The 13330-nt window shown below is 74.1% G+C and carries 13 protein-coding genes, 1 other RNA gene and 2 pseudogenes; 6 read left to right on the forward strand and 10 right to left on the reverse strand.

Going from position 1 to position 13330, the window contains the following annotated elements:
• The first annotated feature begins 18 nt into the window (after positions 1-18).
• Complete coding sequence (locus BJF81_RS00740) at positions 19-534, forward strand: hypothetical protein (protein ID WP_075956741.1); 516 nt, start codon at positions 19-21, stop codon at positions 532-534.
• 7 nt (positions 535-541) lie between these two features.
• Here the strand turns inward: BJF81_RS00740 and purM are convergent, their stop codons facing one another.
• Positions 542-1648 carry a phosphoribosylformylglycinamidine cyclo-ligase gene (purM, locus tag BJF81_RS00745; RefSeq protein ID WP_075956742.1) on the reverse strand — a complete coding sequence of 369 codons (1107 nt, stop codon included), beginning with the start codon at positions 1646-1648 and terminating at the stop codon, positions 542-544.
• A 37-nt stretch (positions 1649-1685) separates the two neighbouring features.
• Positions 1686-3262 (reverse strand): annotated as a pseudogene (gene purF / locus BJF81_RS00750) (amidophosphoribosyltransferase).
• Positions 3263-3324: 62 nt separating this feature from the next.
• Here purF and BJF81_RS00755 point away from each other — a divergent pair.
• Complete coding sequence (locus tag BJF81_RS00755) at positions 3325-3987, forward strand: DsbA family oxidoreductase (RefSeq protein ID WP_075956743.1); 663 nt, start codon at positions 3325-3327, stop codon at positions 3985-3987.
• A gap of 22 nt (positions 3988-4009) precedes the next feature.
• On the opposite strand, the gene BJF81_RS00760 is transcribed toward BJF81_RS00755, so the two are convergent.
• Entirely contained in the window at positions 4010-4288 is a 279-nt protein-coding gene (locus BJF81_RS00760) for a hypothetical protein (protein WP_075956744.1), read from the reverse strand.
• A 127-nt stretch (positions 4289-4415) separates the two neighbouring features.
• On the opposite strand from BJF81_RS00760, the gene BJF81_RS17090 reads away from it, so the two are divergent.
• Positions 4416-5261 carry a response regulator transcription factor gene (locus tag BJF81_RS17090; RefSeq protein WP_075956745.1) on the forward strand — a complete coding sequence of 282 codons (846 nt, stop codon included), beginning with the start codon at positions 4416-4418 and terminating at the stop codon, positions 5259-5261.
• Here BJF81_RS17090 and BJF81_RS00770 read toward each other — a convergent pair.
• Complete coding sequence (locus BJF81_RS00770) at positions 5212-5469, reverse strand: hypothetical protein (protein WP_143780606.1); 258 nt, start codon at positions 5467-5469, stop codon at positions 5212-5214. The genes BJF81_RS17090 and BJF81_RS00770 overlap by 50 nt on opposite strands.
• 170 nt (positions 5470-5639) lie before the next feature.
• On the opposite strand from BJF81_RS00770, the pseudogene BJF81_RS00780 reads away from it, so the two are divergent.
• Positions 5640-7000: pseudogene (locus BJF81_RS00780) on the forward strand (IS3 family transposase).
• A gap of 11 nt (positions 7001-7011) precedes the next feature.
• On the opposite strand, the gene BJF81_RS17855 reads toward BJF81_RS00780, so the two are convergent.
• The 3 genes from BJF81_RS17855 to BJF81_RS00790 all read right to left on the reverse strand — a co-directional run bounded on the left by BJF81_RS17855 (position 7012) and on the right by BJF81_RS00790 (position 8906).
• A complete protein-coding gene (locus BJF81_RS17855; protein ID WP_158068590.1) occupies positions 7012-7161 on the reverse strand; it encodes a hypothetical protein in 150 nt (49 codons plus the stop codon).
• Positions 7162-7262: 101 nt separating this feature from the next.
• The gene (locus BJF81_RS00785) at positions 7263-7664 is read right to left on the reverse strand and encodes a sterol carrier family protein (RefSeq protein ID WP_075956749.1); all 402 of its coding nucleotides are present in this window, start codon (positions 7662-7664) and stop codon (positions 7263-7265) included.
• Positions 7665-7667: 3 nt separating this feature from the next.
• Positions 7668-8906: an arginine deiminase gene (locus tag BJF81_RS00790; RefSeq protein WP_075956750.1), complete on the reverse strand. Its 1239-nt coding sequence runs from the start codon at positions 8904-8906 to the stop codon at positions 7668-7670.
• 123 nt (positions 8907-9029) lie between these two features.
• On the opposite strand from BJF81_RS00790, the gene BJF81_RS00795 reads away from it, so the two are divergent.
• On the forward strand, positions 9030-10079 hold the full coding sequence (locus BJF81_RS00795; protein WP_075956751.1) for a zinc-dependent alcohol dehydrogenase family protein: 1050 nt from the start codon (positions 9030-9032) through the stop codon (positions 10077-10079).
• A gap of 13 nt (positions 10080-10092) precedes the next feature.
• Here BJF81_RS00795 and ffs read toward each other — a convergent pair.
• Positions 10093-10189: signal recognition particle sRNA small type (ffs, locus tag BJF81_RS00800), an RNA gene on the reverse strand.
• Between the two features lie 281 nt (positions 10190-10470).
• Between ffs and BJF81_RS00805 the strand changes: the two genes are divergently transcribed.
• On the forward strand, positions 10471-12645 hold the full coding sequence (locus BJF81_RS00805; protein WP_075956752.1) for a DEAD/DEAH box helicase: 2175 nt from the start codon (positions 10471-10473) through the stop codon (positions 12643-12645).
• 7 nt (positions 12646-12652) lie between these two features.
• Here BJF81_RS00805 and BJF81_RS18435 read toward each other — a convergent pair whose 3' ends face one another.
• Positions 12653-12949, reverse strand: coding sequence for a hypothetical protein (locus tag BJF81_RS18435; RefSeq protein ID WP_158068591.1), 297 nt, complete (start codon positions 12947-12949; stop codon positions 12653-12655).
• Positions 12922-13329, reverse strand: a complete 408-nt coding sequence (locus BJF81_RS18440) for a hypothetical protein (RefSeq protein WP_143780608.1) — start codon at positions 13327-13329, stop codon at positions 12922-12924. The genes BJF81_RS18435 and BJF81_RS18440 overlap by 28 nt, the downstream gene beginning before the upstream one ends.
• Position 13330 lies beyond the last annotated feature (1 nt).

Below are 13330 nucleotides of genomic sequence, written 5' to 3' on the forward strand. Positions count from 1 at the left end.
CGGGGAGGACCGGACGGCATGGCGCAGCGAGCACGGCACGAGGCCAGGTGGACGGCCGACGACGCCGTCGTCAAGGGGAAGGTGCGGCGCAACCGGCTCTGGGTCGTCCTGCTTCTCTTCGGTCTCGTCGGCGTGCTCTCGACGTGGGCCTACACCCGGCTGCTGAACTTCCAGGACCTGCAGGTGCAGCTGCGGGTGTGCCAGGAGCCGTTGGGCGAGGACGCCACGGGTGCCGACGTCACGGCGGCCGGGTGCGTCCCGACCGACGTCACCGACGAACGGGTGCGGCTGTGGCACCAGTCCAGCCCGCGCGACCCCGTCTCCGCCGAGGGTCCGACGTGGCTGTTCGAGGACGTGCCGATCGACACGGTGGCCAACGCCGTGCAGGTGGACCTGGCCGACCCGGCCCGCAGCGTGGTGCTCTTCGACCACGAGGAGGGCGGCGTGCGCACCGCCCTGACGCCCGACGCCGCCGACACCCGGTGGACCGGGACCGTCGCACCCGGGGACCGACCAGCTACTGGCTGCTGGTGACGCCCGCTCAGGCGGGGTAGTCCCCCACCATCATCACGGCGCCCCCGTCGACGCCCTTGGCACCCTGCACGACCGGCGCCCCGTACATCGACACGGTGCTGGGATCGCCGACCGCCCCCACCACCCAGGCCTCTGTGCCGTGCGCCCGCAGGATCTCCTGGGCGCGAGCGACACCCTCCGGCGCCACGACGGCGACGAAGCCGACGCCCATGTTGAGCGTCTGCTCCAGGTCGGCCAGCGGCACCCGGCCCAGCTCCTGCACCAGGCGGAAGACGGGGGGCGGCGACCAGACCCGCTCGACGGTGGCCAGGGTGTCCCTGGGCAGCACCCGGGCCAGGTTGGCGGCCAGCCCGCCGCCGGTGACGTGCGACAGCGCGTGCAGCCCTACGTCGGCCCGGACCACCTCGAGCAGCGCCCGGGTGTAGATCCGCGTGGGCTCCAGGGCCTCCTCGCCGATCGTGCGGCCGAGCTCGTCGACGTGCCGGTCCCAGCCCCACCCGGCGGCCGCGACGACCCGGCGGACGAGGGAGTAGCCGTTGGAGTGCAGCCCCGAGGACGGCAGCGCCAGGACGACGTCGCCGCGCTCCACCCGGTGCGGCCCCAGGACGAGGTCGTGCTCGACGACCCCGGTGGCGGCGCCGGCGACGTCGTACTCGTCCGGCTCCAGCAGCCCGGGGTGCTCGGCGGTCTCGCCGCCGACGAGGGCCACGCCGGCCAGCTCGCAGCCGCGGGCGATGCCGGAGACGATCGCGGCGATCCGCTCGGGGACGACCCTGCCGCAGGCGACGTAGTCGGTCATGAACAGCGGCTCGGCCCCGCTGACGACGATGTCGTCGACGACCATGCCGACGAGGTCCTGGCCGATGGTGTCGTGCACGCCCATCGCCTGGGCGACCGCGACCTTGGTGCCGACCCCGTCGGTCGAGGTGGCCAGCACGGGGCGGCGCATCCCCTTGAGCGCCGAGGCGTCGAACATCCCGGCGAAGCCGCCGAGCCCGCCGAGCACCTCGGGCCGCTGGGCCCGGCGCACGGAGTCCTTCATCAGCTCCACCGCGCGGTCCCCGGCGTGGACGTCCACGCCCGCGCTGGCATAGGTGATCGGCTGGTCGGTCATCGGATCCTCCGGACGGGTCGGTACGGCGCGGCTCGGGTCAGGGACGACGCACGGCGTCGGAGCCGCCCAGGGCCGCGGACGGGGCGACCCCCTCGACGTCGAGCGTGCCCACGTCGGTCGGGTCGGCCCCCTCGCGGACGGGGAACTGCAGCTCGAGCACGTCCTTGCCCAGCTGGTCCTCGGCGGGCAGCTCGATGGGGTAGCTGCCGCTGAAGCAGGCGGTGCACAGGGCGGACGGGTCCTGCTCGGTCGCCGCGACCATGCTGTCCTCGCTGATGTAGCCCAGCGAGTCGGCCCCGATGGAGGCCCGGATCGAGTCGGTGTCCAGGCCGGTGGCGATCAGCTCGGCGCGGGTGGCGAAGTCGATGCCGTAGAAGCACGGCCAGCGCACCGGCGGGGAGGAGATGCGCACGTGCACCTCGGCGGCGCCGGCCTCGCGGAGCATCCGCACGAGGGCCCGCTGGGTGTTGCCGCGGACGATCGAGTCGTCGACGACGATGAGCCGCTTGCCCTTGATGACGTCGCGCAGCGGGTTGAGCTTGAGCCGGATGCCGAGCTGGCGGATCGTCTGGCTGGGGGCGATGAAGGTGCGGCCGACGTAGGCGTTCTTGACCAGCCCGTGGCCGAAGGGGATACCGGAGGCCTCGGCGTAGCCGATCGCCGCCGGCGTGCCCGACTCCGGGGTCGGCATGACCAGGTCGGCCTCGACGGGGTGCTCCCCCGCGAGCCGGCGGCCCATCTCCACCCGGGCGCGTAGACCTCCCGCCCCGCGATCGTGGTGTCCGGCCGGGCCAGGTAGACCCACTCGAAGACGCACCGCTTGGGGGCGGCGGGGGCGAAGCGCTGCGAGCGCAGGCCGTTCTCGTCGACCGCGACGAGCTCGCCCGGCTCCACCTCGCGGACGACCGAGGCGCCGACGATGTCCAGGGCCGCGGTCTCGGAGGCCACCACCCAGCCCCGCTCGAGACGACCGAGGACGAGGGGACGGACCCCCTGCGGGTCGCGGGCGGCATACAGGGTGGTCTCGTCGCAGAAGACCAGGCTGAACGCGCCCCGCAGCTGGGGCAGGACCCGCATCGCCGCCTCCTCCAGCGGCAGGTCGGCGTCGGCCGTGAGCAGGCCGGTGACGATGGCCGTGTCCGTGGTGTTGCCGCGCCCGACCTCCCCGGGGGAGGTGCGCAGGTCGCCGCCGTGCGACTCGGCGAGCAGGTCGCGCAGGGCCGCGGTGTTGATGAGGTTGCCGTTGTGGGTGAGGGCGACCGTGTGGTCGGCGGTGCCGCCCAGGGTGGGCTGGGCGTTCTCCCACGAGTTGCGGCCGGTGGTGGAGTAGCGGCAGTGGCCGACGGCCAGGTGGCCCTGCAGGGAGGCGAGCGCCGACTCGTCGAAGACCTGGCTGACCAGCCCGACGTCCTTGTAGACGACCAGCCGCTGCCCGTCGCTGGTGGCGATGCCGGCCGCCTCCTGGCCGCGGTGCTGGAGGGCGTAGAGGCCGAAGTAGGCGAGCTTGGCGACCTCCTCGCCGGGGGCCCACACCCCGAACACCCCGCAGGCGTCCTGGGGCAGGCGCTCCCCGGGCAGCAGGTCGTGCGAGAGCCGTCCGTCAGCGCGTGCCACGTCCCCGATCATCCCACAGGGGCCAGGAGGGGTATGCCGTGCGACCGCCTACCCTGGGCCGGGTGCGCATCGACATCTGGTCCGACATCGTCTGCCCCTGGTGCTCCATCGGCCGACGCCGGCTCGAGCAGGCCATCGAGGTCGTCCGTGCCGAGGACGGCGACGGTGCCGACGGCGTCGAGGTCGTCTGGCGGTCCTTCCAGCTCGACCCGGACGCCCCGGTCCCGCCGGCCGAGACGACGGTGGAGGCGCTCGGGCGGCGCTACGCGGCCGGGCCGGCCCAGGTGGCGGCGATGGTCGGGCAGGTCCGCGACCTGGCCGCCCAGGAGGGGCTGACGCACCGCCCGGAGGAGGCGCCCCACGTCAACAGCCACGACGCGCACCGCCTCCTGCACCTGGCCCGGGAGATCGGCGGCTCCGCGCTGCAGGCCCGGCTCGTCGAGGCGCTGATGGCGGCCTACCACGCGGACGCGCGGGACGTCAGCGACCACGACGTGCTGACGGAGGTGGCGGTCGGGGCCGGGCTGCCGGCCGACCGGGTGGGCGCGGTGCTCGCCGGCGAGGAGTATGCCGACGCGGTCGCCGCGGACATCGCGCGGGCACGCGCCTACGGCGCCACGGGGGTCCCGTTCGTCGTCGTCGCCGACCGGTACGGCGTGGCGGGGGCCCAGCCGGTCGAGGCCTTCGCCGACGCGATCAGGCGGGGGCTGGCCGACGTGGCCTGACGAGGGCGGTCGGCGAGGCCGGTCAGTCCTGGCCGCGCAGGCTGGCGCGGTCGGCCACCAGGTAGGCCACCGCCGCGAGCAGGCCCAGGACGATGGCGCCCACCGCGGCGAGCAGGACCACCTCCTGCACCTGCGTGCGGCCGGCGGCGTTGGGCCCCAGCCAGCCCAGCAGGCCGCCCAGGACCGCGCCCAGCACGGCCCCGGTCGTCAGGAACCGGACCAGGTCCGGCCGTCGACGCACCGGCACGTGCTCCGGCCCGGGCCGGTCGACGGTCTCGAGGTCGTCTCGCTCGCGTGCCACCCTCCCAGTATCACCCCGGTGCCTGGGAGGACGCTCCGCCGAGCGCGCGGCCGCCGGAGACGGCACAATCGCTGCCAAGGTCGGCCGCCGCCGGTGGCCGCAGGTCGCACGGGCAAGGGAGCTCCGCGTGGTCGCCGGTCCCACCCCCGCCGAGCTGGCGGTGCAGATCCTGGACACGCAGGACGTGCCCACCGCCGCCGAGGTTCTCGGCGACTGGCTGCTGCGGCTGACCGGAGCCTCGATGGCCGTCCGCGTGCGCATGGGCACCGCCGATGGCGACTGGCAGATCATGGCCTCGGCCCGCACCGAGCTGCCGCCCCCCGACGCCTGGCCGGGGCCGGACCGGCTGCGGGAGCACCCGCTCAACCGCTTCCACCGCGCGACCGGCAGCCTGCGTCCCACCCTGCTCCGGGAGGCCCAGGCCGCGGGCTGGGACCTCGACGACCGGGCCCACGAGGAGTTCGAGCGGCTGCGCCTCACCGGCCACCAGCTCACGGTCCCGACCCTGCGCGGCCCCGAGCCGCTGCGCAGGGGCGGGTGGTTGGGCTGGGTCCTGGTGTCCGACGACGTGCTCGACGCGCGGGCCGTGGACCGGCTGGTCGCCGCGCTGCCGACGGTGGTCGGGGCCGACTCCCACCTGGGTCTGCTGGACCGCCTCGCCCCCGCGCCGCCCGAGGCTCCTCCGCTCACCGGCCGAGAGCGGATGGTCCTGCTGATGCTGGCCCAGGGCCGCACGGCCGCGGGGATCGCCTCCCGGCTGGCGATCTCCCCGCGGACCGTGCACAAGCACCAGGAGCACCTCTACCGCAAGCTCGGCGCGGTCGACCGGCTGTCGGCCGTCCTCGCCGGGCAGCGGCTGGGGCTGCTCCCGGCACCGCCCCTCCTGGACCCGGTGCCGGAAGGCTCCGTCCGCGACCGGGCGCTCACTCCATCGGCGGCAGCGTGCAGCCTGCCTCGACCAGGGCGGGCATGAGCATGCCGAAGAGGCTGCCGAAGTGGTCGTCGGTGAGGTAGCCGATCGGCGGGGGGTTCTTGCCCTTGGCGTGGGCCCCGGCCCCGATGGTGGCCCTGCTGTGGACGAGCGGCTCCTGCGGGAACTCCCACAGCTGCACCCAGTCGGCCACCACCGCGTCCGCGACCGGACCGCAGGTCTCCTGCTCGTCCGGGGCGAGGAGGAACATCCGCACCATCCCGCTGACCGGCACCCAGGCGGTGCCGTTGGCGGCCAGCCCCTGTGCGTCAGGATGAGGTGAGACACCACCGCTGATCTGCTACTGACCTCGCACGGGGCGAGAAATGGACACTTTGAGATGACGATGACGGTTGCTGACGTCGCGCCGATGATGGGGCCATGGCTCCTCGTGCTGACCGTCCCAAGCGGCGCTCGTTCACCGCCGAGTTCAAGGCGGCGATCCTGGCCGAGTACGACGCCGCGGGCAGGGAGGAGCGAGGCGCGATCCTGCGCCGTGAGGGTCTGTACACCTCCCACATCGCCGAGTGGCGCAAGGCCGCGCAGGCCGGCTCGCTGTCCGGGCTGGGCAGCAGGCCGCGGGACCGGCGCGAGCGGGAGGTGCAGGCGCTACGGGTCCGGGCGGAGAAGGCCGAGGCCGAGCTGGCCAGGACCAAGGCGGCGCTGGACCTGATGGGAAAAGCACACGCGCTCTTGGAGACGCTCTCCGAGAGCGCGGACAAGCCGCCGCGGTCGCCGCGGTGATCAACCCAGCCGTGGACGAGGTGGCCGAGCACGTCGGCACCGCCAGGGCGTGCGCGCTGCTGGGCCGCTCCCGCGCCGGCCACTACCGGGCCAAGAACCCGCCACCGCCACGCCCGTCGCCACCCCGGCCGGCACCGGCGAACAAGCTGACACCGGCCGAGCGGGCCCACGTGCTGTCGGTGCTGACCAGCGAACGGTTCGCGGACAAGTCGGTCGCCCAGGTCTGGGCCACGCTGCTGGACGAGGGCACCTACCTGTGCTCGAGGTCGACGATGCACCGCATCCTGCGCGAGCACGACATGGCCGGGGAACGGCGCCGGCAGGCCACCCATCCGCCCCGGCAGCGACCGGAGCTGGTGGCCACCGCCCCGGGGCAGGTGTGGTCCTGGGACATCACCAAGCTCAAAGGGCCGGAGCGGGGCGTGTACTACGACCTGTACGTCGTGCTCGACATCTTCTCCCGGTTCGTCGTGGCCTGGACCATCGCGGCCCGCGAGGACGCCGACATCGCCAAGAACCTGCTCGAGCACGCGATGGGCATCCACGGGGTCCCCGAGGCGATCCACGCCGACCGGGGCACCTCGATGACCTCCAAACCGGTGGCCCAGCTGCTGGTGGACCTGGGCGTGGCCCGCTCCCACTCGAGGCCGCACGTGTCCAACGACAACCCCTACAGCGAGGCGGCGTTCAAGACGCTGAAGTACGCCCCGGTCTTCCCCGAGCGCTTCGGGTCGCTGGCCGACGCCGGCGCGTTCGCCGAAGCCTTCTTCGCCTACTACAACCACGAGCACCGCCACTCCGGGATCGGGCTGCACACCCCCGCCAGCGTCCACTACGGCACCGCCACCCAGGTCCGCGCCCAACGCCAGGCCACCCTGGACGCTGCCTACGCCGCCCGCCCCGAACGCTTCGGCCACCGCCGACCCCAAGCGCCGAACCTGCCCACCGCGGCGTGGATCAACCAACCCTCACAGGAGGCTCTCATACAGACCGCCTGACGGAACCTGTCTCACCCGCCTTGACACTTTCCGAGCTGCTCGTAGGCCTGCTCCTGCCAGTCGTGCTTGTAGCACTCGTGCGCCGAGGCCGCGGTGGCCCCGACCAACGACAGGGCGGCCCCGGCCGCCAGGGCCCCGACGGCCCGTTGTCCCATCCGCATGGCTGCTCCTTCGTCGTCGTGCGCCCCGGCGGGGCGCCCCGGACCAGCGTGGCGGCAGCGGTGCGGCGGGCACCATACGCAGTGGTGCGTACGCGGGCGGCTCAGACGAGGGGCAGGTGGCCCGACAGGTCCGCCCGTTGCCCGGACGCGCTGACCGTCCCCTCCTCGACGGCCTGCGCCCAGGACAGCCTGCCGGTGGCGAGGGCCAGCCAGGTGGCCGCGTCGGTCTCGACGACGTTCGTCGGGGTCCCGCGGGTGTGCCGCGGGCCCTCGATGCACTGGACGGCGGCGTAGGGCGGGACCCGCACCTCCACCGAGCGGCCGGGGGCGCGCAGCGCCAGCTCCTCGGTGGTCCAGCGCACGGCCGGACCCAGCACGGCGCGCCCGAGCGCGGCGGTGGCGGCACGCCATACCTGCGGGTCGTCCTCCCCCTGGGTGGCCGCGCGCCAGGCCGCCAGGGCCTGTTCCCCCTCGGCGGGGTCGGTGCGCCGTCGGGCGGGCACGCCTCAGCCCAGCGGGTCGCGCTCGATCGGGCAGGACATGCAGCGCGGACCGCCGCGGCCCCGGCCCAGCTCGGAGCCGGACATCGTCAGCACCTCCACGCCCTGGGCGCGCAGGTAGTCGTTGGTCACCGTGTTGCGCTCGTAGCCCACGACGACGCCGGGCTCCAGCGCGAGCACGTTGCAGCCGTCGTCCCACTGCTCGCGGGCCGCGGCGCGCGGGTCCTGGTCGGCGGCGAGCACGCGCAGCGAGTCCAGGCCCAGCGCCTCGGCGATGACGTCCATCATCCGTTCGGGCGCGTTGCGCCGGATGACCACGTCGACCTCCCCGTCGCCCGCCACGTCCCCGGCGGTCATCGTCCACGACGGCAGGTCCGGAAGCCCGCTGTAGCGGGTGAAGGTGCCCTCGTCGATCATCGTCATCACGGTGTCCAGGTGCATGACCGCCCGGGCCTTGGGCATGTCCAGCGCGACGACCGTGGTGACGTCGCCGGCGGCGAGCATGCGGCGCGCGAGCCGTTCCACGCCCATCGGCGTGGTGCGCTCGGACAGCCCGACGAGGACGACCCCCCGGCCGAGGACGAGGATGTCGCCGCCCTCGGCGGTGGCCGGTCCGTCGTGCACGCCGTGCGCCCACCAGCGCATGCCCGCGTCGGCGAACATCGGGTGGTAGGTGTAGATGGCGTCGTAGTGCACCGTCTCCCGGCGCCGCGCCTTCTTGTGCATCGAGTTGACCGCGACGCCGTCGTGCACCCAGGCGGAGGTGTCCCGGGTGAACAGGTGGTTGGGCAGCGGCGCGAGCACGGCGTCGTGCAGGTCCAGCTGCTCGATCATCAGGCTCTGCGGGGAGGGGATGGCGTCGAGCACCTCGGCCTTGGTGATCCCCCCGATGAGGTGGCGGGTCAGCCGGGCGTCGTCCATCTGCTCGAAGGCGGTGCGCAGCTCCTCCGCGGCCATCGGCCCCACGTGCCGCTGGTCCAGGGAGGCGTCGAGGATGTAGCGGCGCGCCTCGGGAACGGCGACGGTCTCGCGCAGCAGCTGGTCGAAGTGGTGGACGGTGATACCGCGGTCGGTCATCAGCCGGGAGAAGTGGTCGTGCTCCTCCTGGGCCTTCTCCACCCACAGGATCTCGTCGAAGAGGTAGCGCTCCTTGTTCGCCGGGGTCAGGCGGTGCATCTCCAGGCCCGGGCGGTGGACGATGACCTGGCGCAGGCGACCGACCTCGGAGCCGACGTGGAACGGCATACCGTGGCTTCCTCTCTCGTGGGACGCCCGAACGGGCGGCGGGGCGCCTCATCCTCCCACGGACGAGGTATGGGGTGCAGGTGCCGTCAGGGGTGGTCGGGCGCCGGTGGCAGGATGGCGCCCATGCGAGCCACGATCCTCCACGCGCCCGGTGACGTCCGCCTCGAGGAGGTGCCCGACCCCACCCTGGTCCGGCCGACCGACGCGATCGTCCGGGTGACCGCGAGCTGCGTCTGCGGGTCGGACCTGTGGCCCTACCGGGGCATCAACCCGGTCGACAAGCCGCGGCGGATCGGCCACGAGTTCGTCGGGATCGTCGAGGAGGTCGGCGACGAGGTGACCTCGGTGCGGCCGGGGCAGTTCGTCATCGCCCCGTTCCGGTTCAGCTGCGGCCGGTGCGCCCACTGCCGCAACGGCGTGCAGACCTCGTGCGTGCTGGGCGGCGACGGCTGGGGCGGCCGGGACGGCGACGGGGAGTGGACGCCCGGGTGCCAGGGGGACGTGATGCGGGTGCCCTACGCCGACGCCACCCTCGTCGCCACGCCCGAGGTGCCCGACGAGGAGCTGCTGCCCTCGATGCTGGCGCTGTCCGACGTCATGGCCACCGGGTGGCACTGCGCGGTCTTGGCGGGGGTGCAGGAGGGCGAGACCGTCGTCGTCGTGGGCGACGGGGCCGTGGGCCTGTCGGCGGTGCTCTCGGCGGCCCGGATGGGCGCCGGCCGGGTCGTGGCGATGTCGCGCCACGAGCCGCGCCAGGACATCGCCCGCCGGTTCGGCGCCACCGACGTCGTCGCCGAGCGGGGCGAGGAGGGTGCGGAACGGATCCTGGAGCTGACCGACGGCGTGGGGGCCGACCGCGTGCTCGAGTGCGTCGGCACCGGGGAGTCGATGACCCAGGCGTTCGACTCGGCGCGCCCGGGCGGGACCGTGGGCTTCGTCGGCGTCCCGCACGGCGTGGAGGTGCCGGTCCGACGGATGTTCCGGCACAACGTCGCGCTGGCGGGCGGGGTGGCTCCGGTCCGGCACTACCTGGAGCAGCTGCGCGACGACGTGCTCGCCGGCGAGATCGAGCCCGGCCTCGTCTTCGACCTGACGCTGCCGCTGGCCGAGGTGGCCGAGGCCTACCGGGCGATGGACGAGCGCCGGGCGATCAAGGTCATGCTCACGCCCTGAGGGGGTCCGGGGATGGAAGAACCCCTCGCGCACCTGGAAGAGCTCACCTGCCCTTGCTGCATTCCTGCCCTGGGGGAGTTCAGTGAGGTACCACCGCACGAGGGGTCCGGGGACCAGTGTAGGCGACCGGCGACGGGCGGGCCAACGAGCGGGTCGACGTGCGGTCGACGTGCGGGCCGCGCCGAGTGATGGCCTCACGGCGCCCGCCACGCGGTACGCTGGTGGTGCCATCGCGGCTGGACACCTCCGACGCGTCGATCTGCTGCAGATCCGCTGGACCAGCTCGCTCCCGGGGACGTCTCCGTCCGGGGCTGCCGGGCGTCCTCGCCTGCGGGTGAGGTGCGGGCCAGGTCCCGCCGGGGATTGACCGACCACTCCTGAGGAGGAGTTCGTGGCTCGAGGAGCCCAGCGTCCCAGCGGCGCACGCACGCGTCAGAACGGCGCACGCACGCGCCAGCACGACGCCCGCACCCGCACCCGGCGCGGGCCTGGCCACGACGCCGACGGCACGATCCAGGTGCTCGCCAAGGTGGTCCGCGAGGTCGAGGCCGCGGTCAGGCGCGGCCGCACGCCCCCCTCGGTCCGGACGAAGTTCCAGGTGGTGGCGCTCCTCATGCGTGAGGAACGGGCCCGCGTCAAGGCGGACGGGGAGATGTCGGCGGCGCGGCGTACCGAGGAGCTCAAGCGCCTCGACGGCATCGCCACCATCCTGGCGACGACCGCCGCCCGCGACACCACCCTCCTCGGCCTGCTCGCCGACGACGCCGTCATCACCGACCGGGCACGGTCGTTGCGCCGCGAGCTCCTCGAGCAGGCCGGCGTCGAGGTGCCGGAGGAACCCGTCGAGCAGGCCCCGCCGGCCGAGCCCACGCCGGCCGTGCAGCGACAGGTGGTGCCCCCGTCGGTGCTCTCCCGTCAGCGCGCCAACCCCTTCCTCCCGCCCGACTTCTCCGCCGTCGCCCGGCGCACGGCCAGGCCCCGCCGCCTCGCCGGCTGGGAGCTCATCGAGCCGTTGCTGCGGTCCTTCGAGGACGGCGGGGCGCTCTCGTGCATGGACCTGCCGGAACCGGCCCCCACCCTGCTGCCCGACGGGCTCGAGCTCATGCCGCACCAGGCGAGGGTGGTCGCCGCGGCCGCGGCGGGCCACCGGACGTTCCTGCTGGCCGACGAGCCCGGCCTGGGCAAGACGGCGCAGGCGCTGCTCGCCGCCCAGGCGGCGGACGCCTACCCGCTGCTCGTCGTCGTGCCGAACGTGGTCAAGATGAACTGGGCGCGCGAGGCCGCGCTGTGGACCCCCGCCCACCGGGCCACGGTGGTCCACGGCGACGGGCACTCGATCGACGGCTTCGCGGACATCATCGTCGTCAACTACGAGGTGCTCGACCGGCACGTGGGCTGGCTCGGGGAGCTGGGCCTGCGCGGGATGGTCGTCGACGAGGCCCACTACATCAAGAACCGCAAGTCGCAGCGGTCCCAGCACGTCCTGCGCCTCTCCGAGCGCATCCGCACGCGGACCGGCCACCCCCTGCTCATGGCCCTCACCGGCACGCCGCTGATCAACGACATCGAGGACTTCACGGCGATCTGGCAGTTCCTCGGCTGGATCGACGAGACCCGCCCGGTCGGTGAGCTGATGGAGGCGCTCGAGGAGATCGGTCTCACGCCGGCCGACCGGGGCTTCTCCGCCGCCGCCCGCGCCGCCGTCGTCGAGCGCGGCATCGTGCGGCGACGCAAGGTGGACGTGGCCACCGACCTGCCCGCCCGCCGCGTCGCCGACGTGCCGGTGGAGCTCGACGACGAGGCCGGCCGCTCCGTCCGGGCCGCGGAGCAGAGCCTGGCCCGCCGTCTCGTCGCGCGCTACGAGCAGGCGCTGGAGGCGCGACCCGGCGGCGGGGCCGTCGAGGGCGTCGACCACGACCTCGTGCGGAAGGTCGCCGCCAGGGAGCGGGCGAGCAGGGCGACGGCCTCGGACGAGAACGTCTTCAGCATGATGCGGCGCATCGGTCAGGCGAAGGCGGGGCTCGCGGCCGACTACGCCGCGCAGCTGGCCCGCAGCGCCGGGAAGGTCGTGCTCTTCGCCAAGCACATCGACGTCATGGACACCGCCGAGGAGACCTTCGCCCGGCGGGGCATCCGGTACGCCTCCATCCGCGGGGACCAGACGGCGTCGGCCCGGCAGAAGCACATCGACGCGTTCACCGAGGGCCCGGACGTGGCCGTCGCCGTGTGCTCCCTGGCCGCCGCCGGCGTGGGCATCAACCTGCAGGTGGCCTCCAACCTGGTCCTGGCGGAGCTGTCGTGGACCGACGCCGAGCAGACCCAGGCCATCGACCGCGTCCACCGCATCGGGCAGGAGGAGCCGGTCACGGCGTGGCGGATCATCGCCGCGCAGACCCTCGACACGAGGATCGCCGAGCTCATCGACAGCAAGGCGGGGCTGGCGGCGCGGGCCCTCGACGGGGCCGACCAGGAGATCCCCGACTCGGCCGACGTCCAGCTCGAGGCGCTCGTCACGCTCCTCGAGGAGGCGCTCGGGGAACGCGTCGCGGGGCCGGCGGTGGGCTGAGGCCGCCTCACCCCAGCCACCAGGCCACGGCCACCCCGGCCCCCGCGACGAGGAAGGCGAGCGCCCAAATCCGGTCGAGGTTGACCCAGTGCGAGCGCAGCACCCGCAGGCCGAGGACCTGGTAGACCACCAGGGCGGTGGCCCCGGCGGCCAGCGCCATCCCGAGGGCGTGGACGAGCGCGACCAGGACGGCCGCCCCCAGGTCGCCGGCGAGCGCCCCGGCGACGGCGTCCTCGTGGCCGCTCGTCGTCGTGGCCAGCAGCACGGGGGCCAGCATCAGACCCGCCCCGGTCGCCGTGGACATGAGGAAGGACCACCAGGCCAGCTGCCAGGGCCGCAGCCGCATCCCGACCCATCGGAAGTGCCGGGGCCGCAGCAGCTGCACGGCCCGACGACCACCAGGACGAGCGCCACGGCGCCCAGGGCGAGGCTGCGGGAGACCTGGCTGGCGAAGAGGGTGACGACCAGGGCGGTCGGCAGCACCGACAGCTCGTGGCCCAGCACGATCCACGCCAGGGAGCGCAGCAGGGCCCGCCGGCTCTTCTCCTGCAGCCCGTAGGACAGCGCGAACAGCCAGCCCATGGCGGGGTTGACCCCGTGGAAGAGCCCCAGCCCCAGGGCGGCGAGCAGCGCGGCGACGTCGACCACCCCGCCCCCGGCGTGGCCGGCGTGGGTCAGCAGCACC

The organism is Ornithinimicrobium sp. CNJ-824, from assembly GCF_001942405.1.
Taxonomy (GTDB): domain Bacteria; phylum Actinomycetota; class Actinomycetes; order Actinomycetales; family Dermatophilaceae; genus Ornithinicoccus; species Ornithinicoccus kibberensis.